The following is a 22,667-nucleotide window of genomic DNA, read 5'->3' on the forward strand; positions in this document are numbered from 1 at the left end:
TTAAGACTTCGTTTTACTAGTCAGTAGTAGGATCATCTCTCTTACAACTTTCGCAGCAAAAACAGAACTATTCCCAGAAGAGTCAATCTCAGGGGCAAGCTCAACAATATCACAACCTACTATATTCTTTTCTAGTAGGATTTTAACAAAACTGATGAATGAATGGAAATCCTCTCCACCAGGCTCAGGTGTTCCTGTTCCCGGAAAGAAACTTGGATCAAAATAATCAAGATCCAGAGTTAAATAAACAGGACGTTCTGCAGGAATCGCACGAACTCGGTCTAAGAACTCTGCGCGAGACTTTGCAATTGTTCCATGCTCATTCATATAATCATATTCTTCTTTCGTTCCAGAGCGAATCCCATATTGAATGAGGTTATGCTTTGGACCAAAGTGATCAAGACTTCTTTTAATAATTGAAGCATGTGAGTAATGGTAGCCTAAATAACCATCACGAAGATCTGCATGCGCATCAAGATGAATAAGCATTAGATCGTCAAAATCATGAAGGTACTTTTTAATTGGTGCATAAGAAATTGAATGTTCTCCACCAAGAGTCATAATCTTAATATCATTTTCTTTTAAATTAATATGGTCGAAGTTTTTTTCGAAACAAGCAGTTGCAACTTTCCAACTCTCTTCTTGCTGATCAGCAACAGGAAGATTTCCAAGATCATAGAAAGTGCAATCTTCAGTCGAAAGATCGAGATATGGTGAATACGTTTCAATACCGTCCGAGACTTCTCTTAAGGCATCTGGCCCAAGGCGTGTTCCTTTTCTAAAACAGGCCGTTCCATCAAAACCAAAACCAACAAGGTTGACGCTGTGAGGCCTAACTTCGTCAGTAACAATTGCCATATCATAAGGGGTACTTGGAGCCTCTAGGCCCGCTAATTTCCATAAGTTCTTTTCCATAGGCTACTAATAAATCCTAATGGAATTTCAGTCAATTTAAATTGATATGAAAGTGTAAAAAAGTGGCCCCTAAAGGCCCATTAAGTAACTAAAATGACTAAACTTTAATCAATTCGGTTCTTTCTGGCCGTAACGTCCGATCGAGTCATTGGAGCATGGAAAACAGCGAAGTCAATTGACTCACGAAACATCTTCCAATACTTCTTATGATTGCGGTTATCACTTGAAGGAAGTTCAAGTGTGTAAGTAGGAATCTTTCTCTCATTTCCAGCGTAATTCCCTAAGCTTCCAGGAAAGAAAGGATAATTTTTTACGCGGTAACCATTGGCCTTTTCACTCATTGTATTTAGAAGCTCTTCTGCCTTTAGAGCAAGGCCATCTTCTTCATGAATATGATTTGAAACAACCGGTCCATCATAGTCGAGAATAGTTAGAGGTGCGTGAACAGTAATGATCTTATTTGGGTTATAACGAGCAATAATATTTACTTGGAATATTGTTTCCTGCTCAGAATTTGCCACCTTACCAGGGAACCTTCTTTTAGCAGCTCCGTAGCGAGTTTTCCAAAGATGAAGGGCCTTATTCTCCCAATCTTTAGTTGGAAAATTTCTGTTAGGATCAATGCCACGAGAATTTGTTCGAGTTGGTCTTTTCTTAAAGAATGAATCAGGAGAAACAATTGGAACAACTGCCACAAGATTATCCTTAAGCTTTTTTTGACCTTCAATTGTCGCTACTTCGTGATAGAGATGGTGAAGGATATCAAAGCAGAATTTAATTGGAGTGATTTCATCACCATGCACACCACATAGAACTAAAGTCATATTCTTAGGTTCTTGCTTGTGTTCTTCTTCATCACCAAAAACAGTCCACATAATAGGACGGCCCTGATGAGTATCTCTTACATGAATCCATTTATATGAATCACAATGAGACTTACCCCAACCATATTTTTTAAACTTGGCATCAATATCGCCACAAAAAGACTCAACGCGCTTTGTATTCTTTACTGCTGAAAATTCATTCTTATGTGAGTGGTCAGTAAAATTGAACTTATCACTTTTAACATCATTTTTCGGGTGCTCGATTTTCTTTCTGGCCACTTCCCCCTGATGATCACTATGCTCAGCACTATTGGTAACAACAACTTCCTTATTGAGTTGGCCATTTTCAATAACCTCAACACCAGAGCAAGAAAGTAAAAAGATAATTAATGAGAATAAAATTGTGTAATTAAATTTTGATAATCGATTCATAGCTACCATTAAGGCCAAATTAGTATAGTGTTATAATATCATATATAATTTATAGATATTCAATATTTTAGTGAGATATTACGCAATATGGAAAGTCTAAACTTACTCATCTTAACCACGAACCCAAAGCTTTATGCTTGTGTTCAACTCGAAGCAGCGATCACAGAAGCAACTCATTCGTGCCGATTCAGTGATCCTTACTCCGTAAGTTATGAAGAGTTGGCCTGGGCCGATCTCGTGATTAATCGTAACACGGGACTAAGCTATAATGATGATGACCTTGAAAAATTGGCCACACTTAGCAATAAAAAAGTCATCAACCCTATCACTTGTTCACGAATCCTTAGAGATAAGTATAAACAATGGCCGTTTTTTAAGGAAGTTCTAGCGCCTTCACATTTAATACAAACCTATTCACTGCAACAAGAGCCTCATTATTGTGACACGCAATCGAAGTGGATTATTAAAACGACTAGAGGCCTACAGGCAAAGGGAGTTTTTCCTTCAACAGATATTCTAAAAGATCGACAAGAGTTACTGCGTAAGGGAGATCTAAATTATATTATCCAGCCTTATATTGAGTTGTGTGCAGAATGGCGCGTGCTGCTTTTTAAAAATATTCATTCTAAAAGAATTCAAAAGCTCGTTATAAAGAAGACGCCTAAGGCAAGTGAAGAAGCATTTCACATTCTAAACTTTGCCGCTAGTAACACAATTCTAGTTAACGAAGAGAATGTCCCAATTAAGGTTTTAGAATTGGCCACGAGCGTTTCAAACGCCTTAGATTTCTACTTCATCAGCATTGATATTCTTGAGACCATAGATGGCCAATATAAGCTTGTTGAAGTGAACGGATGTCCCGGAATGAGTCACAGCGATGAGCTACTATTATCTTCCCAATACCGTTCAACGATGGCCCAATACTTCGTTGAAAAAGTCATAAACCACTGAAATTATATTAGACCCTCCAAATTTCTATATCATTCTTCAATTTTTTGTTTGATTAACAAAACTTTTGACGATAAGATCAAATGAGGAGACAAGTAAATGTATATTTGTATTTGTAACGCCATTACACAAGATATGCTCGATAATGCGATAAAGCAGGGACAAACAGAGAAAGAGGTAATCAACAGCCTTGGAATCGGTAACTCATGCGGTGTTTGCTTATTAGAACAAGTCTCTGCCGGTCTTGCTAAGAAGAACCTCAAATCGAATCAAAATGAGCAAGGCAATGAGGTTAAGAATAACTTAACTCCAGTCAAAAAATAAAATCCTTGAAACACATCCCAATCTTCTATAGCATTAATCCATAGTAAATTAATGAAAGGGATTAATCATGAAAGGTGATCAAGACGTAATCAAAGCATTAAATAATGTTCTTACAAAAGAATTAACGGCCATTAATCAGTATTTTCTTCATGCAAGAATGCTTGAAGACTGGGGACTCGATAAGATTGGCCATCTTGAATACAAAGCAAGTATTGATGAGATGAAATATGCTGATGAAGTAATTAAGAGAATTCTATTCTTAGAGGGACTTCCTAATCTTCAAAAGCTTGAAAGAATTAGAATCGGTCAAAATGTAAAAGAGATCATCGAAGCTGATCTTGAAACAGAAGCTGAAACTGTACCATTACTTAAAGAAGCAATTGAACTTTGTGAAAAGAAGCAAGATTATGTTTCTCGCGATCTTCTTTCAAAGATTCTTGACTCTGAAGAAGAGCACGTGGATTGGTTAGAGACTCAACTATCTTTAATTGAGAAAGTTGGTATCGAAAATTACATGCAATCGCAAATTGAAATGAAAACGGGACACTAGTCCAAAATGATAAAAGCCTCGCAAAGCGAGGCTTTTCTTTTATCTGTATGGCAGACTATTCATTTGTTTCTTGTGGACTTGGTAGTCTTGCAATCATAAGAATTGGAATAATCAAAAAGATACTTCCAAGATAGTAAGGTGCTGCCGAACTATAGCGCCAGTAAACAAGAGAGGCAACAATTGGCCCAATCACTCTTGCTAATGCTCCAAGCGATCTAAAAACACCAATAACATGTCCCTGACTCTGTGCCGGAGAATACATTGAAACAAGCGAAGTTAGACAAGGGATAACTAAAGATGATCCCACTGCTAAGAAAAATAAACCTGCGTAAACTAACCAAGAAGATTGTGCAAATCCAATAAGAATAAGACCCGGGATAATTGTCACAAGGCCTTGAAGTGCCATACGCTTCTCACCTACAGTATGTGCCTTACGGCGAACATAACCACCTTGAACAAGAGCTAAGATTAAACCAATAAAGATAAACATATAAGCATTATCCATTGATGAGTAACTTAGTCTTTCTGCTGCAAGGAAAGTTAATGTAAACTCCATCCCACTAAATGCTAGTAAGAATAAGAAGTAACCAAAGTTTGTAAGGTTAACACCTTTGTACGGAAGAGGCTTAAAAAGAGTAATTGGGTTAGCACTTCTTTCACTTTCATGTTTTCCGCGCTTCGCTTCAGGAAGTGTTTCATCAAACTTATTAAATAAATTAATTAAGTTAAATAACGAAAGAACACCAGCGACAATTGCGGCCATTGAAAAAGGATTTACACCATAGTCAGCAAGAACTGGATAAAACTTTGTTAGATCAAATAGAGAAAGAATTCCACCCATTGCTGGCCCAATAATAAAACCTAGGGCAAAGGCAATACCGATTGTTGCCATTCCTTTAGAGCGGTTCTTATTAGTTGTCACATCGGCCACAACAGCAGTTGCTGTTGAGATATTTCCACCCATGATCCCACCAATGAATCTTGCAATAATTAGGATTGTAAAATTACCAGCAACGGCCCATAGGACATAACTGATAAAAAGACCAAACACAGAAACTAGCAGAACTGGCTTTCTTCCAATACGGTCTGAGATCGTTCCCCAAATAGGTGCTGCAACAAATTGTAACAGAGAATAAAGTGCACCAAGCGCACCACCAAAAAGAACGATGGCAGAGAAGTTACTTGCTCCCCCTGCTTGTGTTAGCGTATCAATCGAGCCAAAGATTGCTTTTAAGAAAACGTTATCGGCATCAACTGTTAAATAATACTTAGCAAGTGCTGGAAATAGAGGGAAGATAATTGAGAATCCCACAAGATCTAAGAATAATGTTAAAAAGACAATTTTAAGCGACTTCTTAGCATTATCACTTAATGGCTCTGATTCCATTGTTTGCTTTGGCATATCCATGTATTTTTCCTCTTCTATTTGGTATTCGATTTTTTCAACTTCTTTTGGATTCTCACAAAGAGTTTCAACGTAATTAGCAAAACCCTTGGCCCAATTTTCGTCGTCATTTAAACATTCAATTGCATGAATGTGAGTACCATACTCTTCAACTTCTTCTTGTAACTCAGTTCCAATCTCATCAATCGTTTCTAAACAATCCGCAACGAACGCTGGACAATAAACAGCAATATTCTTTGCACCAGCTTTTGCAAGGTTGGCCGTATACTCATCTGTATAAGGAGTTAGCCACTCTTCACTGCCAAAGCGAGATTGATAAGTCATATGAATCTTTTCTGGATCAATCCCTACGACGCCTCTCTTGATTAACTCGAAAGTTTCAAAACAGTGTTGATAATATGGATCTTTCTTATAGATGACTCTCCTCTTTGGAATCCCGTGAAAAGAGATAACGAGATCATCGATATTTTCATTGGCCAACTTCTCATTGATCTTTGCAACCGAATTATCAATAAAAGCATGTAGACGATGAAAGTTTGTAATGACTTCAAAGTTTGGAATCCTAACCTTAGTTTCTAAAAGCTTTCCAAAGAAATCGATCCCACTTGCAATTGTCGATTCCGAGTATTGTGGAAACATTGGAATAACAATTAACTTTTGAGCTGGATCTCTTCTCTCATCAAGCTCTTTTTCCCACTTAGCATAAACGTCTGCAACTTTTGGCTCACAAAGTAGAAACGCGTGCTCAACTTCGATATGCTCAGGCGTTAGCTCATTTACTCGATGGGTAAACTCACGCGTGATTCTAGTTAGAGGAAATTCACTTCCCTCCCATATTCTACTATAAAGAGCTGCCGACCTCTTTGGCCTAAAAGGTAGAACAAAGAGATTTAAAATGATTTTCCAAACTCGTGGATCAATATCCACAACTCGTGGATCGGCCAAGAACTCTTTTAAATATTTTCGTACATCTGAAGTTGATGGTGACTTTGGAGAACCAAGTTGAACAAGAACAACTTTAGTGACCTTGTGCTCACCTTTTTTACCAACTGGAAATGTTAAATGATCATGACGCATTGCCATTGTTCCTTGATAATGTTAAATTAAGTAAATATAACCTATCAAAATAATTCAAGAGAGTCGATAAATGTCAGCATCGAAAAAATCTATCAAGAAAACAGAAACAAAATCAAAGTCAAAACCTAAACAATCTCCAAAAGGAAGAAATGTAAAAGAGCTAGACGCATTTGCTCTTGGTTCGGCCAACACTGAATACCCGGATACTTATGCTCCAGAGGTCCTAGAAGCTTTTGACAACAAAAACCCTGGAAGTGATGCATGGACTACTTTTGTCTGTACAGAGTTCACTTCACTATGCCCAAAAACAGGACAACCAGACTTTGCTCGTATCTATATTAACTATATTGCGGACAAGAAGATGGTTGAATCTAAATCATTAAAACTATACCTATTTAGTTTTAGAAATCATGGTGATTTCCATGAAGATTGTGTGCAAAAAATTTGTGACGATTTAAACAAGCTAATGAAGCCAAAATACGTTGAAGTTATTGGTGAATTTACGCCAAGAGGTGGAATTTGCATCTATCCATATGCCTCAAATTCCAACAATAAGAAGATTTATAAGGATATTCGTGCAAAAAGGTTTAGCGAATATGCTCCAGGTAAGTATACAATGGACTTATCTAAAATTTATTAATTTAGCGTAAAATGAGGAAAATATGAGCCTTGGAATTACTGAAAGTTTAATTATCCTAGCTATTATTGTTCTACTGTTTGGAGGTAAGAAGCTTCCAGAACTTGGAAAGTCTCTTGGAAAGGCCATCACAGGCTTTAAGCATGGACTTAAAGAGGAAGATGAGCAGAATAACACTAATACTGCTAGTAAAATCGAAGACCAATCAAATAACGAAAATAAGAATAGCTAGTTTCTAGCTCTGTAGAACAGTTATTACCTGCTTAAGGGTAAATGGTTTTGGTAGAATACCACTAACACCTTTGCCCTTAATCGTATCAGAATTAATCGAACAATCACCTGTTGCAAGAATAAATGGAGGCATCTTCTCCTTAAGAACACCTTGTGCTCTTGTGGCCAATTCCATTCCATTTACTTCGGGCATTTGATAATCAGAAATAACGTGTGAATAAGTATGCTCACCTAGTGCACTTAAGGCAGCACTAGCATCAGCACATGCATCGACTTCATAACCTTCCATACGAAGAGCATCTTGTAAGAGCTCCAGTATCTCTACTTGGTCATCAACCAGTAAAATACGCTTTACTTCAGGATTCTGTGACATCGTCATTGTTTCAATCATATATGTGCTCGCTTTCGTTTAAACAAAAATAAAAAAACCTATCTTTCGATAGGTCTTTTTAAAACACAATATTTATTGATTCAAGTAAATTATTCTATAATTTCTAAAACAGATCTTTTTTTCAACTTAGTTGAAGCAGCATTAAGAATTGTTCTTAGTGCGCGAGCTGTTTTCCCTTGCTTCCCAATAACTTTACCAAGGTCAGTTTTATCAACCTTAAGTTCGATAACTGTTGTTTGTTCACCAACAATCTCGTTTACTTCTACTTGCTCTGGCATATCAACTAATGCGCGACTAACTGTATTGATTAAGTCTTTTAACTCACTCATCATGAACTCCTTCTACAAAAATGCCGTTTATGCTTTTTTAAATGAAAAACAAAAAATTACTAGTTAAGAGTAACTTTGTTCTTCTTTAGAAGTGTTCTTACAGTATCAGAAATTGTAGCACCTTTACCAACAAGCTCAGTGATTCTCTCAGCTTTAACGTCGATAAGGTTATTTTCTTTAAGTTGTGGGTTATATTGACCTAACTTCTCGCTGAATTTTCCGTCTCTTGCATTTCTTGAGTCAGCTGCAACGATTGTGTAAATAGGCATGTGAGTTCTACCACCGCGTTGTAATCTAATTGTTAACATTAAGTACTCCTACATCAATTTGTAACGCTTATAATAAATATATTAAATAATTCCTAAATAAATAATTGATTTTAAAAAGATAAGCAATATCTTTTTTCAAATTTTTAATTAGAACGGTAATGTATTAAAATATATGCCATATGACAAGCAAAGAAAGCGAAAGTGCAAAATTTATCGACCTTCACGGCCATTCGGGACCGAATAAAACGACCTCTATTGAGGATTTCTGCATCTATTCCTACTCACCGCAAATCAATGACTTACCTGTAGATGGTCAATATTACAGCGCAGGAGTCCACCCATGGAAGCTCTCTGATGCCGTAACTAGCTTTGAAGAGGTAAAGAAGATGTGTCGCTTAGACAATTGCCTTATGGTTGGAGAAGCAGGCCTGGACCGTGCCATTGAAACAGATCTTAGAGAACAAGAAAAAATCTTTAGCTGGCATATCGAGTTGGCCAATGAACTTGGAAAGCCTCTAATTATTCATAATGTGAGATGTCTATCTGATATCTTTCGTCTTCATAAATTCTATCAAGGACATACTGCCTGGGTGCTTCATGACTTTAACGGCACGTTCAAGGATTTGAATGACTGTCATGAGCGCCAGATTTATACAAGCCTAGGTCCACGCTTCTATGAATCCTCTAATGCGAAAATACGCAGCACCATCTTGAATAATAAAGTGGACTTAGAGTATATCTTCTTTGAAACTGATGATCGTAGCGATGTGGAGATTTCTCATATTTATGAAGAGTTTGCCACTAGACAAGAGCTCGAGCTAACAGATCTAAAGGAAAGAATTTGGCACAACCTATCTCGCCTTCTTGGCAGAAATTTAACGACTTAATAGAATTCAAGGCCCTTCTTGCGCCAATGGTTGGTTTATCACATGTCGCCCTTAGAGATGCACTAAGACCTTACTTTCCAAGTGAGATGAAGACCTTGTGGGCCACAGAGATGTTAAATTCAAGAAGGCTCCCTGACCAAATTCTAGGTGAAACTCCTGAGACATTTAAAAGTGAGCTCGATTACGGCCTCTATCCGCAAATTCTTTGCAACGAAGAGAGATATATTGAAAAGGCCATCCCTAAGCTTGAGAGCTGGGGAGCAAGTGCAATCGATATCAACATGGGCTGTCCGGTTAAGAAGGCCTTAAAACACAATTACGGCGTCTCTTTAATGGGAGATACTAAATACGCGGCAAGTGTTGTAGAGATGGTTAAAAGACATGCCACAGTACCTGTTTCTGTAAAGCTTAGGGCGGGCCATCAAAATGATAAGAGCTTTCTTTTAGACTTCTGCCATGCCCTTAAAGAAGCTGGTGCCGATTGGCTTATCTTACATCCAAGACTTGCGGCCCAAAAAAGAAAGGGTGTCGCTGATTGGGAACAAATTAAATACTTACAAGAAAGTATCGATCTTCCTATTATCGGGAATGGAGATATTCAAGATCACGGCGATATTTCTCAAATGCTTATAGAGACAGGTTGCCAAGCAGTAATGCTAGGTCGCTCTTTAACTGCCAAGCCCTGGTTAATAACACAGTTTGCGGCCCAGCAAGGCCATAAACTTAATGAATTTCAACAGCAATTTCTAAGTGAAGACCCTTATCTCCATGCTAGCTATTATGGTGAGTTTGTGAAGGCTTACGTGAACGCTTGTTTTAAATACTTTGATAAAAAAGCAGCACTTAAACGCATTCGCTTCTTTTTAAAAGTCGGACATGTATGGCTAAACTTCGGGCATAGCTTTACGAAGAAGCTCTTTGCACTAGAGACGGCCAAAGAATATAACGATGCCATTGATCTTTATATGAGCAACTCATCGTTAAAAATTTCACAAAGAACAAACTTACGTTATTAGTGCTCGCAGTGGTTACAGCGACATAGTTTGATATTAAGTAAGTGTGCTGCAATAAGAGCTAGACCACCAATAATTGAGGCAACAACTTCTACAGTACCAATTGAATGTGCATGAGTGTGCATATGCATATGACCAGCATGCTCTGCTAGGAAGTACTGGTTAAAGTGACCAACTAAAATAGTGGCCATACCAAGAATTCCAATAAAAAGTGGTCTTCTATCATTATGAACCTTTAGATTTTTTATAAAAGCGTAAAGTCCAACAGGCACAATTATAAAAATCGCAAGACTATGAATTAATGGATTTTCGAAATAGCTAGCAAGTGAAGGAACAAAAATAATCAATAGCGGGATTGCCATGCAATGTAGGCAACATAGGACAGAAACAATCAGTCCTGCTCGATCCGCTGATTCGTCATATTTTGTTGTTTTTACTTCTTCCATTTCGTTGTCCATAAGCGTCCAATTGATTGATATAAGTATATATAGAGAATTCTGTGACTCAAAGCAAGTAAATATTAAAAAAATACCATCATTAAAGTGTTGAAAATACTTTCTAATACGTTACACTTTATAACGTAATATTATTTACGTGTATCAAGATAATCTTGCTACAGGGGGAAACAATGAGTGGTTTAGACGATTTTTTAAAAAAGAAGAACAAACAGGCCAAACATGCGCTAACGTCATCAAGTGATGAGATTGTGAAAAAGTGTAGACACCTGTTAGAAAGAATTCAAGAAGAAGGTAGTGAGAAATATGATGAACTCTATGCTCACTTTCGTTTTCGCTATGACAAAGTAAATGTACAAAAGCATAAGGTTGAAAAATTCTTTGAAGAGCTTCAACAAGAACTAGATCGCCTGGGTAAAGATCCAATGAAAGTTCTAGCTGAATACGACAAGCTTATTGAAAAAGAATTAGAGGCCATTGGTCATATTGAAACATATCAGAATGTTAAGAAGTCGACAAAGAAAGCAATTAACAGAGTTGCAAAGGCCGCAAAAGAGATGTCAGATGATGTTGAAGAAGCGGTAAACGAAGTTAAACGCACGACTAAGAAAGTTGCTAATGATCTATCAAAGAAAGCACAAGATGCTAAGAAAGAAGCTAAGAAGGTTGTAAAGAAAGCGACAAAGAAAGTAGCTAAAAAAGCAGAAAAGAAGGTTGCGAAAAAAGTGGCCAAAAAGACAGCGAAGAAGACTGCAAAGAAAACTGCAAAGAAAACTGCAAAGAAGGTAGCTAAAAAGACGGCCAAAAAAGTTACCAAGAAAGTTGCGAAGAAAGCAGCAAAGAAAGTAGCTAAGAAGACTGCCAAAAAAGTTGCCAAGAAAGTTGCCAAGAAAGTTACGAAGAAAACAGCAAAGAAGGTAGCTAAGAAAACAGCAAAGAAAGCTGCACCAAAAAAAGCAGCAAAGAAAGTAGTCAAAAAGACGGCAAAGAAAACGGCAAAGAAAAAATCAAAATAAAAAAAAGGCCCTCACTTGAGGGCCTTTTCTTATAAAACTCTACTCTTCAAAAAATAAAACTTTATCACTATTTCGCAGCATAAATCCCTTTATGTGATCATTCATATCAACAAATAACTTAAATACCTTCTCTTCCTGAGGAAGAGAGCTATCAAATGCTTTATTAAATAACTTGATACTCTTACAAACTACAGATGATGCATAATAAGTCTCTGAAGTTTCATAATAATTAAATGTTCTATCCTCACCTTCACCGCTATAGTTACCAAGATAAAAGCTAACTGAAGAAATACTTCCTGACTCTTCTTGTTCGGCCGTATAACAACTCGTTGAAGATACTGTTGCTAAATCAACAATTCTTAAAGTTTGTAGACCAGCTACTGCATAAAAATTAAATGCACTTACTAAAATTACCAAAGCTAATTTCATAAACTCTCCTAAATATTTTTTCTGATATTTAGCATGGTCGATGAAACATAAACACTCCCCCCTGAGGTATTTACCATAAGCTATAGGAGCGCGTGAGCAATAGAGAAATAGATAATGATTCCCGTAACATCGCAAATTGTTGCAACAAACGGAGTCGAGGCCGTGGCCGGGTCAAAGCGAAGCTTCTTAAGAATAAATGGCAGCATTGAACCCACAAGAGTTCCCCACGTCACAATACAAACAATACTGAAGCCAACGATCATGGAAATTCGAGCAAAGTTTAGGCCGTAAATTTCATTTGCATGAGGCCAAAAATAAATTCTTAAAAAACCAAAAACCCCTAGAATAAGCCCCATGAAAAGTCCTGAGCCGATTTCACGGAAAAAGACTCTGACAGTATCAGAATTTTTAACTTCACCAAGAGCAAGGGCGCGAATAACAAGTGTAGAAGCTTGCGAGCCCGAGTTTCCACCTGATGAAATAATTAAAGGTATAAATGTTACAAGAGCAACGGTTTGAGCAATGGCATTTTCAAAGTGAGTCATGGCAGTTGCCGTTAACATCTGGCCAATAAAGAGAATGATAAGCCAGCCTAGACGCTTTCTTGCCATTTCAAAAAAACCAACTTCAAGATAAGGAGCATCAAGAGACTCAACGGCACCGATCTTTTGCATATCTTCTGTCGTCTCTTCTTCTACCGCTTTAATGATATCATCAACTGTAATGATACCTTTCATACGAAATTCTTCATCAACAACAGGAAGAACAACCTGGTCGTGACGGGCAAACACACGCCCAATCTCTTCCTGGTCCATATTATCGGGGATCGCAATTAGATCCTGTCCACTACTCATAAGCTCTGATACTTTTTGACCATCACGTGCACCAAAGAGCTCTCGCAAAGAAACCACCCCTAAAAGCTTTTGAGAAGCATCGATAACATAAGTATAATAGATCGTTTCAACATTACTCAGCGTTTGAGTACGAATATAGCGAATGGCCTCTTCCACCATCATATTTGCACGCAGGCGAATATAATTGGAGTTCATTAGACCACCGGCAACGTCTTCGGCATAGGCCATTAGGGCCATTACCTCAACACGCGCATGCTTTGCTAAAAGAGATAGAGTTTCTTCTACTTGGTCTCGATCGAGAAGTTGAAGAATATCGGCCAAGTCATCATAGGCCAAGTCATTTGCCCAACGTCTTTTAAGATCGCGGTCAAATTGTTCAAATAAATCAGCTTGGTAGTTTGAATCAAGAGAGTCAAAGAAGTCCAATGCCTCTTCTTCAGACATACTATTAAAAGTTGAGAGACGCTCAGACTCAGAAAGAGAAGGCCAATCTTTAAGGGCGATACCAATTTTAGTAAATTGCATCGTGTTCTCAATTTCTGGATGAGTTTCGTTTGTCATTTAGTTTGCTCCCACAAAGTACTAATCGACATTCTAAGTATAAACTTAAATAAAATTAGCTAGTTAGATTTTATAATTTAACTGGAACTTTCAAAAATGGTGCCCCATCCTCTTCATTAAAGATAAACTCTCCCCCATTCATATTATACTGAATACTAGGAATCAGTAACCTTGGAGCGCTTAAGTGTGCATCCCTAGTTGTTCGAAAGCTTAAGAACTCATCTTTAGAAGTACTTGCCTTGCATTGTATATTATTACGCTTTTGTTTTCCTACAGTAGTCTTAAACATAATCTCACGTCCACCAGGCCCATAATCATGACCGACGTAGATGGTACAATTATCATCTAAGGCATAGATTTTTTGTATGGATTCATAAAGGTCATCCGCACTGCCTTTAGGAAAATCACATCGCCCTGTTCCCATATCAGGCATGAAGATCGCATCTCCTACAAATAACGCTTCTTTATTTACATATAAGCTCATACAAGCAGGCGTGTGACCAGGTGTTTCAATAATTTCAACTTCAAGATCATCTGCAACTTTAAAAGTTTCTCCTTCTCGTGTTAATAAATCGAATTGAGAGCCATCCTCTTTAACTTGTGAACGGTAAGCTTGATTAAAGACAACTTGTACCTGCTTTATATTTTCATGAATGACAATTTTTGCATTTGGATAAAATTTCTTTAGGCTCGATGCACCAGATAAATGATCAGCATGAACATGAGTCTCAAAGATATAAGTTAGCTCTAAATTATTTGCTTTTAAAAACTCGTCGATGAGTTCGACTTCTTTTGTTGACACAGATCCACTAGCGTAGTCAAAATTTAAAACGGGATCAACAACCACTGCCTTCTTTGTTGCCAAAGAGTAAATGATATAAGTCAGAGTATTAGTGTCTTTATCAAAAAAAGAGTGGATCAACATTTAAAATTCTCCTAATCCTTGAGGCATATTTACATTGTGCATCACAAAATGAAAATCACTTAAAAATTCACTTAAGTTTTGGTGATTTAAGGATTATAATCCATTCAAATAACATTTTAAAATTTTTATTAAATTAGACAAAGGAAATGTATCAATGTCAGCATTACGCTTTTATTTGACTAACTCCGTTGCTAAAAAGCAAGTAATGGGAGTTACGGGACTTCTTCTATGTGGTTTCCTATTATCACACATGCTTGGTAACTTTTTACTAATGGTTGGAGCAGACGCTTTTAACAAGTACGCTTACACGCTTACTTCAAACCCGCTAATCTATGTTGCTGAAGCAGGTCTTCTAGTAATCTTCTTAACTCACCTCTTTATGGCCCTGAAACTTACGATGGAAAATAAAGCAGCTCGTCCAGTTAAGTACTACATGAAGCAACCAACAGGACGCGGAGCAACTTTCGCATCATCGACTATGCCTTACACAGGTATGCTAATTCTTTTCTTCATCATCATGCACTTAATTAACTTTAAGTATGGTGCTGTATATATGACGACATTAAACGGAATGGAAGTTCGTGACCTTTACAAAACAGTAATCGTATACTTTGCTTCTCCTCTTAATGTGGGAATGTATGTAGTTTTCATGATTGTACTTGGAATCCACGTATCTCACGGATTCTGGTCGGCCTTTCAATCAATTGGATTTAACCACCCTAAGTATATGCCAGCAATCAAGTTTCTATCGAAACTATATGCTGTTGTCTTAACTGTTGGATACTCTACAATTGCAATTTGGTGTCACGTTAAGGGAGGAATGTAATGACTAATATGAATATCAAAAAAATGGATGGAAAAGTTCCAGCTGGTGACGATATCACTAAAGTATGGACTCAACATAAATTTAACATGAAGCTTGTTAACCCTGCCAACAGACGTAAGTTTGAAATTATCGTTGTTGGTTCTGGACTTGCTGGTGCATCTGCTGCTGCAACTCTTGGAGAGCAAGGTTACAATGTTAAGTGTTTCTGCCTTCAAGACTCTGCACGTCGTGCTCACTCGATTGCAGCTCAAGGTGGTGTTAACGCTGCTAAGAACTACCCAAATGATGGTGACTCAATCTGGCGTCTATTTTATGACACTGTAAAAGGTGGAGACTACCGTGCACGTGAAGCTAACGTTTATCGCCTAGCTGAAGTTGCAAATAATATTATCGACCAATGTGCGGCCCAAGGTGTTCCTTTTGCTCGTGAATACGGTGGGACTCTTTCTAACCGTTCATTTGGTGGTGCTCAAGTATCACGTACATTCTATGCTCGTGGACAAACTGGTCAACAGCTACTTCTTGGTGCTTACTCTTCTCTAATGAAAGAAGTTGGACGTGGTAAGGTTCAAATGCTAACTCGTCGTGAGATGGTTGACCTAGTTATGGTTGACGGTCGCGCTCGTGGTATTATCACAAGAAACGTAATCACTGGTGAATTCGAAAAGCACGCAGCTGATGCCGTTCTAATGTGTACAGGTGGATACGGAAACGTTTACTACCTATCAACAAACGCAATGACTTCAAATGGTTCAGCAGCTTGGAAAGCTTATAAAAAAGGTGCAATGTTTGCTAACCCATGTTTCACTCAAATTCACCCAACTTGTATTCCAAGACATGGTGAAAACCAGTCGAAACTTACTCTTATGTCAGAGTCTCTAAGAAACGATGGACGTGTTTGGGTTCCAAAGACTCCAGGTGATCACAGAAAAGCAGCTGAGATCCCAGAAGAAGAAAGAGATTACTACCTAGAGAGAAAATATCCTTCATTCGGTAACCTTGTTCCTCGTGACGTTGCTTCAAGAAATGCAAAAGAACAAATTGACCAAGGTAAATCAGTACGTGCCGGTGAAGAAGCAGTTTACCTAGACTTCCAAGCGGCGATTGAGCGCGATGGTGAAGAAGCGATTAAAGAGCGCTACGGTAACCTATTTGATATGTACGAAAGAATTACTGATGAAAACCCATATAAAGTTCCAATGAGAATTTACCCAGCGGTTCACTATACAATGGGTGGTTTATGGGTTGATTATAACCTACAAACAACAGTTCCAGGGCTATTTGCTCTTGGTGAAGCAAACTTCTCAGACCACGGTGCAAACCGTCTCGGTGCATCTGCACTAATGCAAGGTCTAGCAGATGGATACTTTGTTGCTCCATTTACAGTTCCTAACTACCTAGCAAGTGAAAAACTTATGGGTAATAAAGTTGGAACTGATCACCCAGAATTTGACAAGGCACTTACTGACTCAAAAGAAAGATTCTCTAAGTTACTTTCAATCAATGGAACAAGATCAGTTGAGTCAATTCACAAGGAACTTGGGCAAATCATGTGGAACCATGTTGGTATGGCAAGAGATGCAAAAGGTCTTCAAGAAGGGATTGATAAAATTAAAAAACTTCGTGAAGTGTTCTGGAAAGACGTTAAGGTTACAGGAACAGCAGATGGAATTAATATCGAGCTTGAAAAAGCTAACCGTCTTGCAGACTTCCTAGAGCTTGGTGAGCTAATGGCACGCGACGCTCTTGAAAGACCAGAATCATGTGGTGGTCACTTCAGAGAAGAGTCTCAAACAGATGAGAACGAGGCCCTAAGAAATGACAATGACTTCTGTCACGCAGCTGTATGGGAATACACTGGTGAAGCTAGTGAGCCAATTAGAAACGTGGAAGAACTAGACTTCCCTAACGTTCCACTAACACAAAGAAGTTACAAATAAGAGGTATATGATATGAGTAGCAATAATAATATGACACTTCATTTAAAAATCTGGCGTCAAAAGAATCGTGAAGATAAAGGTCAAATGGCCGACTATACTTTAGAAAACGTTTCTCCGGATGCTTCATTTCTTGAAATGCTAGATCAGTTAAACGAAGAACTAATTCCACAAGGTGTTGAGCCAGTAGCTTTCGACCACGACTGTCGTGAAGGTATTTGTGGTATGTGTTCTCTAATGATCAATGGTCAAGCTCACGGGCCAGAAGCTGAAACAACAACTTGTCAGCTTCACATGAGAAAGTTCTCTGATGGTGATACGATTGTTATCGAACCATTTAGAGCAAGAGCTTTCCCAGTAGAAAAAGACCTTATGGTTGATCGTAGTGCATTTGATGAAATCATCGCTGCTGGTGGTTTCGTATCTGTAAACACAGGAAATGCTCAAGATGCAAACGCTATCCTAATCCCAAAAGAGCAAGCAGACCTAGCAATGGACGCTGCAGCTTGTATTGGTTGTGGAGCTTGTGTTGCTTCATGTAAGAACGCTTCTGCGATGCTTTTCGTATCGGCCAAAGTTTCTCAAATGGCACTTCTTCCACAAGGACAAGCTGAAGCTTCTCAACGTGTTCAAAACATGGTTAAGAAGATGGATGATCTTGGATTTGGTAACTGTACTAACGAAGCTGAATGTGAAGCTTCATGCCCGAAAGGAATTGAAATCACAAATATCGCTCGTATGAACAGAGAGCTTCTAAAAGCTGCTGTAACATCTAAGACGACACCAACTGTTTAATTTAATAAATTAAATTCAAATAAAAATAAGGGCCTACAAATGTAGGCCTTTATTTATTGAATGCTCCTTTTTCACAGCGTAGAATATCCAAAAGGAGCATTTATGAAATTAATCGTCTCTCTCTTTATGACTACACTTACTCTCGCTTTATCTCCAGGAGATAAGGCCCCAAACTTTACTCTTGAAAACCAAGACGGAAAGCAGATTACACTGGCCTCTTTTAAAGGCAAGAAAGTTATTCTTGAGTGGTATAACGAAGGCTGTCCCTTCGTTAGAAAACATTATGATTCACTAAATATGCAGCAGACACAGAAGCTTGCAAAAGATAGCGGCCATTACTGGCTTACAATTAATTCATCTAATATTGGAAAACAGGGTTATATCAGAGACGCCGCTGCTGCAAAGAATCGCCTACAGGTCGAAAAATCAAATGCTTCTCACCTTCTGATTGATACAGACGGAACTGTTGGTAGACGCTATAATGCAAAGACAACGCCAGAGATTTTCATCATTAATGAAAGCGGTATAATTGACTATATGGGGGCCATCGACAGTATTCCTTCGGCCGACAAAAGTGATATTCAAAACGCTCGAAACTATGTTAAAAACGCGCTAGAACAACTTAAGAACAATGAGAAAGTAAATCCAGCGAGAACAAAACCGTATGGATGCAGTGTTAAATATTAATGTTTATTTATAACGAAAATACCCAATTATTTATAAAAAAGATTCGTCTTATGGCCTGTGATATATTCGCGGGAATTGGTCTCTCTTTTAAGCGCTCACGCCTCCACTACAAAGGAGTGATGTACCCGCTTACATTTGTTGTAAATGACTCTGACAAAATCCTAGGCTTCTACGATCCACTTATTTATCAAATTGGAATCAATAGGTGCTTTCTTACAATTAACGATGACAAGCTTCTAGAAAATGTTCTCAAGCATGAGCTTGCCCACTTCTTAGTTCATATTGAATGTGGCATACACGAGCAGGCACACGGTATCGAGTTTAGAGGTATTTTTAAACGCTTTGGCTGGGATGATAACTTTTCAAAGTCGCAAGTCAACTTAAGTGCCTTTGTAAAAAGCAATGATAATATCACGGCAAAGATTCAAAAGCTTCTGGAGCTTGCTAAGTCAGAAAATGAATTTGAGGCCAAACTTGCTGCCAAAAAAGCAAATGATCTCATTCAAAAACACAACTTGGACAAACTTAAACTTAATCATCTAGCACGAGATAATTTTGATATGAAAGACTTTGAAGATACTTATGTCAGACGAGTCGCCTCTTTTAAAAGACGCAACCTTCTTCACGATTGCCTCTACGATATACTTAAGGAATATGCAGTCTCTCCAGTCTTCAGCTCGGGACGTGGCGGGGGCTACCTCGAAATTATTGGGGCCAAAGAAAATGTTGAGGCCGCTCACTATATCTATGACTATACAGTAAATGCGATGGAAGGACTTTGGAAGCAGGCCAAGAAAAACTCAAATTTAAAAGGTGTTCGTGCTCGTAATTCTTATTATAAGAGTTTTACGAAATCGTTCCTAAGTGAACTTAAAGGTCATCAGAGCAAGCAAATAAGCTCACGTGAACTAATCCATATTAAAGGTCTTGCCGAGGCCCATCGAAACCGAGTCTACCCTCGTGTCTCATCGCAAACAAGTCAGGCAACTAGCTTTGATGCAAATGCATGGAATCTTGGCGCTAAGGCCGGTAAACAATTTAAAATGGGTAAAGGAATTGGACAAAAATCCTCCACAAAACTTCTAACTAACTAAAAATTGATACGGAATAATCTTTCTAAAATTTCTTAATATTTTGGCCAATAAACCGATATGCTTGATGTTAAGCGGAGATCTAATGGCAAAGATAGCAAATTCTAAAAAAATTATTAAGGGGTTTATTACTCAATGTACGATGGTTTTTAAATCATATGATTATCATGTCGTTGAATCAAAAAATAAATCCAATCTTTGGCACTTTAGCGTTTCTAAAGACGACAAAAAATATGTAGTCTACTGTACAAACTCTCTTGATAAGGTTCAAGGGATTATCAAAATTGCTCTTAAGAAACTTCCTACAGACACAAAACTTGTTGTTATTTGTGATAACTTCTCTCAGGAAGATCGAACTAAGGCCGACTCTAATTCCTACACGATTACAGATTTAGGAACGATTAAAAAATATGGAGTTGATTTACTAGAGGCCAAGCAACGTGAGACCTTAGCAAGAACGAGAAGGGCCGCTTAATTAAACACTCTTTTTATCAGCACCGTAGATCCACTTATGCTGCTGTCCGATGACTCTAAATGGTCCACCCTCTAACTGATTCCAATCCTGAATATCGATAAATCTTTGCATTGGAAATTCTTCACTTGGTTCAAAACACGGTGTTAGCACCCAAGGAAAATCAATTGAACCTAAACTCTCCTCAAGCTTACGATAAGCTCCTAGAGTGTAGTCAAAGTCCTTACGATCAGCAATAACGGCCTTTAGCTGAAACTTTCCATTATAGTTTTGAGCAAGCTTTTCAATAAGTGAAAGACGAGTCTGTACACCTGTCGAAGGTGTTTTTAGATCAAATGAGATGTAATCGAGGTTTTCAAATACTTCATCAACAACTCGTGTCCCTGCAGCTTCAAGATTAAGCTTAAAGCCTTTTTCTTTTAAAAATTTTGATAGAGCAACAACACTTGGAACATGCTTAGGATGAAGTGGGTCTCCACCTGTAATTGAAATCCAATTTATTTTTCCCTGATAAGATTCTTCTAGTATCTTTTCAAAAATCGACTCAATCGAAGTTGGCCCAATATCAAAACTCCAAGTATCCATTGAATCACAATTAATACAACCAACGGCACAACCTTGAAAGCGCACAAAGACCTGAGAGCGTCCAACAAAGACTCCCTCTCCTTCTGTAGCACGGTAAATGTCGTTAATAAGATACTGCTGCATTGAAAACCTTCTTAAAAGGTATTTATATAGCATAAGGCCTTAAAATGTCATATATTTAAAAGTAAATCGAGTAATTGCTACATGAAAAATCGCAAAAATGGCCCAAGGGAAGAAATATGATTGATATAGATGAACAGTTTCGCGTCGTCATCGCTGATTTACAGGCGGGAAAAAGGCCCAACTGCACTTATACAAAAGAAGATTTCAGTGTTTTTAAGCTACGTTTTCAGGAGCTAAATCGCGAAGAAAACTGGGATGCACTTATCCCCCTACTGTGTTTACTTGATAATACCATTACTCTTGATCATATTATCTACCCAGAGATTATGGACTGCCTTGCACTTTGCCACGATCCAGAAGTCCTTACTCTGTGTTTAGGCGTTGCCAGAAAGCAGATAATAGATGAATTCCACAAAAGAGGTGAAAGACTACCTTTTGACTTCTTAGAGGCACTTGAAAAACTTATTGGCCATCAAGACCCTGAGGTCTTTGAATGGACTCTGCGCCTTATTGAATCCCTTGGTTCACAATCAATTTATTTCAAAAAGGACGTATTAGAAGCAAAACCAGGCTTCTTTGCACGATTTAACCAGCATAAGAAGGCCTGCGTGGAAATAATTGAGCTACTAGAACGTCGCTGGAAGTAGTGTGCTACAATTAGCATATGGAAAGAAAGTTTAGCGCCAATGAGAATTTTGAATTACTAAAGAACGAACGCAATATTGCAAATAGGCAGATGTATCAAATGCAGCCTTCGCAAGAAGTTCAGGTTCAGATCTTTCCAGACAAGAGCGTAACACCGGCCAAATTCATTCCAAATAAAACCATGCCTGGAACTTTTAGGGCCCATCCAACAACGATAGCGGCCATGAGAAGCGATCTCTTTGCCAATATGTATGACGAAGCCTTTGAGGAATTAAGCGCACTAATCACATGTTCAAGCTGTCAAAATGAGGTAGATAAGCAGTTTTGGAAGTTTTGCCCTCATTGTGAAGCAGCGTTTCCTAAAAACTAGATCTAAACTGTTGAAATTTCGTGACAAAGTAATCCTTTGTAAGAAAAATACCTTTTACTAACACTTTCCCGACCAGTAAATTCTTTCTACAACACACGAACACAATATTTGTTGTGCGTAATTGTTTTGCCTAAGCGCAAATTAAAGGTTACAAGCAACTTGTTTCACTGGAAGAAACACGGCACAAGGGAGTCGAAATGAACAGAGCTAACTCGTATCTATCGGACAAGCAAATAGCTGCACTTAAAGATGCGCTACTTGCTGACAAAGAAAGAATTCTTAACAAAAACAGTGAGAAAGAGCAGTATTGCATGGACAAGAACGAACTACTTGACCCTCTAGATGAGGCAGTAGCTAACGTTCAAACATCGCAGGAAATTCGTTTCAGAAATCGTGAAAACTTCTACGTAAAGAAAATCAATAAAGCACTTACAAAAATCGAAAAAGGTGAATATGGCCTATGCGATGAGTGTGATATTGAAATTGGTTACGATCGTCTAATGGCGAGAAACACAGCGGAACTTTGTATTTCATGTAAAGAAGAAGCTGAGCACGAAGAGAGATCAAACGTATACTTAAAACGTTCAAAGTCTCTTGGAAAAACAATTGCTGAAATTGGAAAAAGATAATTAAAAAAGCCTCGCATCGCGAGGCTTTTTTATTT

28 protein-coding genes are annotated in these 22,667 nt (G+C 38.0%); 17 read left to right on the forward strand and 11 right to left on the reverse strand.

Features of this window, described 5'->3' with window-relative positions; genetic code table 11:
- Positions 1-915, reverse strand: a complete 915-nt coding sequence (speB, locus tag ACMAWV_RS09800; protein WP_412469463.1) for an agmatinase — start codon at positions 913-915, stop codon at positions 1-3.
- Between the two features lie 104 nt (positions 916-1,019).
- Positions 1,020-2,171, reverse strand: a complete 1,152-nt coding sequence (locus ACMAWV_RS09805) for a M14 family zinc carboxypeptidase (protein WP_412469462.1) — start codon at positions 2,169-2,171, stop codon at positions 1,020-1,022.
- 87 nt (positions 2,172-2,258) lie between these two features.
- Here ACMAWV_RS09805 and ACMAWV_RS09810 point away from each other — a divergent pair, with 87 nt between their 5' ends.
- The 3 genes from ACMAWV_RS09810 to bfr all read left to right on the forward strand — a co-directional run bounded on the left by ACMAWV_RS09810 (position 2,259) and on the right by bfr (position 3,993).
- Positions 2,259-3,122 (forward strand): ATP-grasp domain-containing protein, encoded by an 864-nt coding sequence (locus ACMAWV_RS09810; RefSeq protein ID WP_412469461.1) that lies wholly within the window; start codon positions 2,259-2,261, stop codon positions 3,120-3,122.
- 96 nt (positions 3,123-3,218) lie between these two features.
- Positions 3,219-3,443, forward strand: a complete 225-nt coding sequence (locus ACMAWV_RS09815) for a (2Fe-2S)-binding protein (protein WP_103217042.1) — start codon at positions 3,219-3,221, stop codon at positions 3,441-3,443.
- 67 nt (positions 3,444-3,510) lie between these two features.
- Entirely contained in the window at positions 3,511-3,993 is a 483-nt protein-coding gene (bfr, locus tag ACMAWV_RS09820; RefSeq protein WP_103217041.1) for a bacterioferritin, read from the forward strand.
- Between the two features lie 55 nt (positions 3,994-4,048).
- On the opposite strand, the gene hemH is transcribed toward bfr, so the two are convergent.
- Positions 4,049-6,481: a ferrochelatase gene (gene hemH / locus ACMAWV_RS09825; RefSeq protein ID WP_392992164.1), complete on the reverse strand. Its 2,433-nt coding sequence runs from the start codon at positions 6,479-6,481 to the stop codon at positions 4,049-4,051.
- Positions 6,482-6,545: 64 nt separating this feature from the next.
- Between hemH and queF the strand changes: the two genes are divergently transcribed.
- Positions 6,546-7,115: a preQ(1) synthase gene (gene queF, locus ACMAWV_RS09830; RefSeq protein WP_392992166.1), complete on the forward strand. Its 570-nt coding sequence runs from the start codon at positions 6,546-6,548 to the stop codon at positions 7,113-7,115.
- Between the two features lie 22 nt (positions 7,116-7,137).
- Positions 7,138-7,344 (forward strand): twin-arginine translocase TatA/TatE family subunit, encoded by a 207-nt coding sequence (locus ACMAWV_RS09835; protein ID WP_103217038.1) that lies wholly within the window; start codon positions 7,138-7,140, stop codon positions 7,342-7,344.
- A gap of 3 nt (positions 7,345-7,347) precedes the next feature.
- On the opposite strand, the gene ACMAWV_RS09840 is transcribed toward ACMAWV_RS09835, so the two are convergent.
- From ACMAWV_RS09840 to rpsP, 3 genes are all read right to left on the reverse strand, one after another.
- Positions 7,348-7,734: a response regulator gene (locus ACMAWV_RS09840; protein WP_392992167.1), complete on the reverse strand. Its 387-nt coding sequence runs from the start codon at positions 7,732-7,734 to the stop codon at positions 7,348-7,350.
- An 89-nt stretch (positions 7,735-7,823) separates the two neighbouring features.
- Positions 7,824-8,063, reverse strand: coding sequence for a KH domain-containing protein (locus ACMAWV_RS09845; RefSeq protein WP_392992169.1), 240 nt, complete (start codon positions 8,061-8,063; stop codon positions 7,824-7,826).
- A gap of 59 nt (positions 8,064-8,122) precedes the next feature.
- Complete coding sequence (rpsP, locus tag ACMAWV_RS09850) at positions 8,123-8,371, reverse strand: 30S ribosomal protein S16 (protein ID WP_392992170.1); 249 nt, start codon at positions 8,369-8,371, stop codon at positions 8,123-8,125.
- Positions 8,372-8,511: 140 nt separating this feature from the next.
- On the opposite strand from rpsP, the gene ACMAWV_RS09855 reads away from it, so the two are divergent.
- Together ACMAWV_RS09855 and ACMAWV_RS09860 are read left to right on the forward strand one after the other, a co-directional pair.
- Positions 8,512-9,219 (forward strand): TatD family hydrolase, encoded by a 708-nt coding sequence (locus ACMAWV_RS09855; protein WP_392992171.1) that lies wholly within the window; start codon positions 8,512-8,514, stop codon positions 9,217-9,219.
- Positions 9,174-10,235 carry a tRNA-dihydrouridine synthase family protein gene (locus ACMAWV_RS09860; RefSeq protein ID WP_412469460.1) on the forward strand — a complete coding sequence of 354 codons (1,062 nt, stop codon included), beginning with the start codon at positions 9,174-9,176 and terminating at the stop codon, positions 10,233-10,235. The genes ACMAWV_RS09855 and ACMAWV_RS09860 overlap by 46 nt, the downstream gene beginning before the upstream one ends.
- Here the strand turns inward: ACMAWV_RS09860 and ACMAWV_RS09865 are convergent.
- Positions 10,232-10,690 carry a MerC domain-containing protein gene (locus ACMAWV_RS09865; RefSeq protein WP_392992174.1) on the reverse strand — a complete coding sequence of 153 codons (459 nt, stop codon included), beginning with the start codon at positions 10,688-10,690 and terminating at the stop codon, positions 10,232-10,234. The genes ACMAWV_RS09860 and ACMAWV_RS09865 overlap by 4 nt on opposite strands.
- 170 nt (positions 10,691-10,860) lie before the next feature.
- Between ACMAWV_RS09865 and ACMAWV_RS09870 the strand changes: the two genes are divergently transcribed.
- Positions 10,861-11,703, forward strand: coding sequence for a hypothetical protein (locus ACMAWV_RS09870; protein ID WP_412469458.1), 843 nt, complete (start codon positions 10,861-10,863; stop codon positions 11,701-11,703).
- Positions 11,704-11,742: 39 nt separating this feature from the next.
- Here the strand turns inward: ACMAWV_RS09870 and ACMAWV_RS09875 are convergent, their stop codons facing one another.
- The 3 genes from ACMAWV_RS09875 to ACMAWV_RS09885 form a co-directional block, all read right to left on the reverse strand.
- Positions 11,743-12,132 carry a hypothetical protein gene (locus ACMAWV_RS09875; protein ID WP_412469457.1) on the reverse strand — a complete coding sequence of 130 codons (390 nt, stop codon included), beginning with the start codon at positions 12,130-12,132 and terminating at the stop codon, positions 11,743-11,745.
- Between the two features lie 80 nt (positions 12,133-12,212).
- A complete protein-coding gene (gene mgtE, locus ACMAWV_RS09880; RefSeq protein WP_103217031.1) occupies positions 12,213-13,547 on the reverse strand; it encodes a magnesium transporter in 1,335 nt (444 codons plus the stop codon).
- Between the two features lie 70 nt (positions 13,548-13,617).
- Positions 13,618-14,472, reverse strand: a complete 855-nt coding sequence (locus ACMAWV_RS09885) for an MBL fold metallo-hydrolase (protein WP_412469456.1) — start codon at positions 14,470-14,472, stop codon at positions 13,618-13,620.
- A gap of 154 nt (positions 14,473-14,626) precedes the next feature.
- On the opposite strand from ACMAWV_RS09885, the gene ACMAWV_RS09890 reads away from it, so the two are divergent.
- The 6 genes from ACMAWV_RS09890 (at position 14,627) to ACMAWV_RS09915 (ending at position 20,283) form a co-directional block, all read left to right on the forward strand.
- The gene (locus tag ACMAWV_RS09890) at positions 14,627-15,298 is read left to right on the forward strand and encodes a succinate dehydrogenase cytochrome b subunit (RefSeq protein WP_103217029.1); all 672 of its coding nucleotides are present in this window, start codon (positions 14,627-14,629) and stop codon (positions 15,296-15,298) included.
- Positions 15,298-17,238: a fumarate reductase/succinate dehydrogenase flavoprotein subunit gene (locus ACMAWV_RS09895; protein ID WP_412469455.1), complete on the forward strand. Its 1,941-nt coding sequence runs from the start codon at positions 15,298-15,300 to the stop codon at positions 17,236-17,238. The genes ACMAWV_RS09890 and ACMAWV_RS09895 overlap by 1 nt, the downstream gene beginning before the upstream one ends.
- Before the next feature lie 30 nt (positions 17,239-17,268).
- Entirely contained in the window at positions 17,269-18,030 is a 762-nt protein-coding gene (locus tag ACMAWV_RS09900) for a succinate dehydrogenase/fumarate reductase iron-sulfur subunit (RefSeq protein WP_103217560.1), read from the forward strand.
- A 102-nt stretch (positions 18,031-18,132) separates the two neighbouring features.
- Positions 18,133-18,717 (forward strand): redoxin domain-containing protein, encoded by a 585-nt coding sequence (locus ACMAWV_RS09905; RefSeq protein ID WP_412469454.1) that lies wholly within the window; start codon positions 18,133-18,135, stop codon positions 18,715-18,717.
- A gap of 50 nt (positions 18,718-18,767) precedes the next feature.
- Positions 18,768-19,811 carry a SprT-like domain-containing protein gene (locus ACMAWV_RS09910; protein WP_412469453.1) on the forward strand — a complete coding sequence of 348 codons (1,044 nt, stop codon included), beginning with the start codon at positions 18,768-18,770 and terminating at the stop codon, positions 19,809-19,811.
- 82 nt (positions 19,812-19,893) lie between these two features.
- Positions 19,894-20,283 (forward strand): hypothetical protein, encoded by a 390-nt coding sequence (locus tag ACMAWV_RS09915; protein WP_103217026.1) that lies wholly within the window; start codon positions 19,894-19,896, stop codon positions 20,281-20,283.
- Here ACMAWV_RS09915 and ACMAWV_RS09920 read toward each other — a convergent pair whose 3' ends face one another.
- A complete protein-coding gene (locus ACMAWV_RS09920) occupies positions 20,284-20,988 on the reverse strand; it encodes a 7-carboxy-7-deazaguanine synthase QueE (RefSeq protein WP_158246799.1) in 705 nt (234 codons plus the stop codon).
- A 116-nt stretch (positions 20,989-21,104) separates the two neighbouring features.
- On the opposite strand from ACMAWV_RS09920, the gene ACMAWV_RS09925 reads away from it, so the two are divergent.
- The 3 genes from ACMAWV_RS09925 (at position 21,105) to ACMAWV_RS09935 (ending at position 22,632) form a co-directional block, all read left to right on the forward strand.
- Entirely contained in the window at positions 21,105-21,635 is a 531-nt protein-coding gene (locus tag ACMAWV_RS09925) for a hypothetical protein (RefSeq protein ID WP_412469452.1), read from the forward strand.
- A gap of 17 nt (positions 21,636-21,652) precedes the next feature.
- Positions 21,653-22,003 (forward strand): hypothetical protein, encoded by a 351-nt coding sequence (locus ACMAWV_RS09930; RefSeq protein WP_412469451.1) that lies wholly within the window; start codon positions 21,653-21,655, stop codon positions 22,001-22,003.
- Between the two features lie 197 nt (positions 22,004-22,200).
- Positions 22,201-22,632, forward strand: a complete 432-nt coding sequence (locus tag ACMAWV_RS09935) for a TraR/DksA family transcriptional regulator (protein ID WP_103217022.1) — start codon at positions 22,201-22,203, stop codon at positions 22,630-22,632.
- Positions 22,633-22,667: the final 35 nt, after the last annotated feature.

This window comes from Halobacteriovorax sp. RT-1-1, assembly GCF_047085455.1.
Lineage (GTDB): Bacteria > Bdellovibrionota > Bacteriovoracia > Bacteriovoracales > Bacteriovoracaceae > Halobacteriovorax_A.

What these genes read in the sequence shown, in the direction of transcription:
- ACMAWV_RS09910 (WP_412469453.1), top strand. Translation starts at nt 18,768, where the DNA reads ATGGCCTGTGATATATTCGCGGGAATTGGTCTCTCTTTTAAGCGCTCA.
- ACMAWV_RS09840 (WP_392992167.1), bottom strand. Translation starts at nt 7,734, where the DNA reads ATGATTGAAACAATGACGATGTCACAGAATCCTGAAGTAAAGCGTATT.
- ACMAWV_RS09875 (WP_412469457.1), bottom strand. Translation starts at nt 12,132, where the DNA reads ATGAAATTAGCTTTGGTAATTTTAGTAAGTGCATTTAATTTTTATGCA.
- bfr (WP_103217041.1), top strand. Translation starts at nt 3,511, where the DNA reads ATGAAAGGTGATCAAGACGTAATCAAAGCATTAAATAATGTTCTTACA.
- hemH (WP_392992164.1), bottom strand. Translation starts at nt 6,481, where the DNA reads ATGGCAATGCGTCATGATCATTTAACATTTCCAGTTGGTAAAAAAGGT.
- ACMAWV_RS09855 (WP_392992171.1), top strand. Translation starts at nt 8,512, where the DNA reads ATGACAAGCAAAGAAAGCGAAAGTGCAAAATTTATCGACCTTCACGGC.
- ACMAWV_RS09915 (WP_103217026.1), top strand. Translation starts at nt 19,894, where the DNA reads ATGGCAAAGATAGCAAATTCTAAAAAAATTATTAAGGGGTTTATTACT.
- ACMAWV_RS09925 (WP_412469452.1), top strand. Translation starts at nt 21,105, where the DNA reads ATGATTGATATAGATGAACAGTTTCGCGTCGTCATCGCTGATTTACAG.
- ACMAWV_RS09805 (WP_412469462.1), bottom strand. Translation starts at nt 2,171, where the DNA reads ATGAATCGATTATCAAAATTTAATTACACAATTTTATTCTCATTAATT.
- rpsP (WP_392992170.1), bottom strand. Translation starts at nt 8,371, where the DNA reads ATGTTAACAATTAGATTACAACGCGGTGGTAGAACTCACATGCCTATT.
- ACMAWV_RS09885 (WP_412469456.1), bottom strand. Translation starts at nt 14,472, where the DNA reads ATGTTGATCCACTCTTTTTTTGATAAAGACACTAATACTCTGACTTAT.
- ACMAWV_RS09815 (WP_103217042.1), top strand. Translation starts at nt 3,219, where the DNA reads ATGTATATTTGTATTTGTAACGCCATTACACAAGATATGCTCGATAAT.
- queF (WP_392992166.1), top strand. Translation starts at nt 6,546, where the DNA reads ATGTCAGCATCGAAAAAATCTATCAAGAAAACAGAAACAAAATCAAAG.
- ACMAWV_RS09930 (WP_412469451.1), top strand. Translation starts at nt 21,653, where the DNA reads ATGGAAAGAAAGTTTAGCGCCAATGAGAATTTTGAATTACTAAAGAAC.
- ACMAWV_RS09905 (WP_412469454.1), top strand. Translation starts at nt 18,133, where the DNA reads ATGAAATTAATCGTCTCTCTCTTTATGACTACACTTACTCTCGCTTTA.
- ACMAWV_RS09890 (WP_103217029.1), top strand. Translation starts at nt 14,627, where the DNA reads ATGTCAGCATTACGCTTTTATTTGACTAACTCCGTTGCTAAAAAGCAA.
- ACMAWV_RS09865 (WP_392992174.1), bottom strand. Translation starts at nt 10,690, where the DNA reads ATGGACAACGAAATGGAAGAAGTAAAAACAACAAAATATGACGAATCA.
- ACMAWV_RS09935 (WP_103217022.1), top strand. Translation starts at nt 22,201, where the DNA reads ATGAACAGAGCTAACTCGTATCTATCGGACAAGCAAATAGCTGCACTT.
- ACMAWV_RS09920 (WP_158246799.1), bottom strand. Translation starts at nt 20,988, where the DNA reads ATGCAGCAGTATCTTATTAACGACATTTACCGTGCTACAGAAGGAGAG.
- ACMAWV_RS09895 (WP_412469455.1), top strand. Translation starts at nt 15,298, where the DNA reads ATGACTAATATGAATATCAAAAAAATGGATGGAAAAGTTCCAGCTGGT.
- ACMAWV_RS09870 (WP_412469458.1), top strand. Translation starts at nt 10,861, where the DNA reads ATGAGTGGTTTAGACGATTTTTTAAAAAAGAAGAACAAACAGGCCAAA.
- mgtE (WP_103217031.1), bottom strand. Translation starts at nt 13,547, where the DNA reads ATGACAAACGAAACTCATCCAGAAATTGAGAACACGATGCAATTTACT.
- speB (WP_412469463.1), bottom strand. Translation starts at nt 915, where the DNA reads ATGGAAAAGAACTTATGGAAATTAGCGGGCCTAGAGGCTCCAAGTACC.
- ACMAWV_RS09835 (WP_103217038.1), top strand. Translation starts at nt 7,138, where the DNA reads ATGAGCCTTGGAATTACTGAAAGTTTAATTATCCTAGCTATTATTGTT.
- ACMAWV_RS09845 (WP_392992169.1), bottom strand. Translation starts at nt 8,063, where the DNA reads ATGAGTGAGTTAAAAGACTTAATCAATACAGTTAGTCGCGCATTAGTT.
- ACMAWV_RS09810 (WP_412469461.1), top strand. Translation starts at nt 2,259, where the DNA reads ATGGAAAGTCTAAACTTACTCATCTTAACCACGAACCCAAAGCTTTAT.
- ACMAWV_RS09900 (WP_103217560.1), top strand. Translation starts at nt 17,269, where the DNA reads ATGACACTTCATTTAAAAATCTGGCGTCAAAAGAATCGTGAAGATAAA.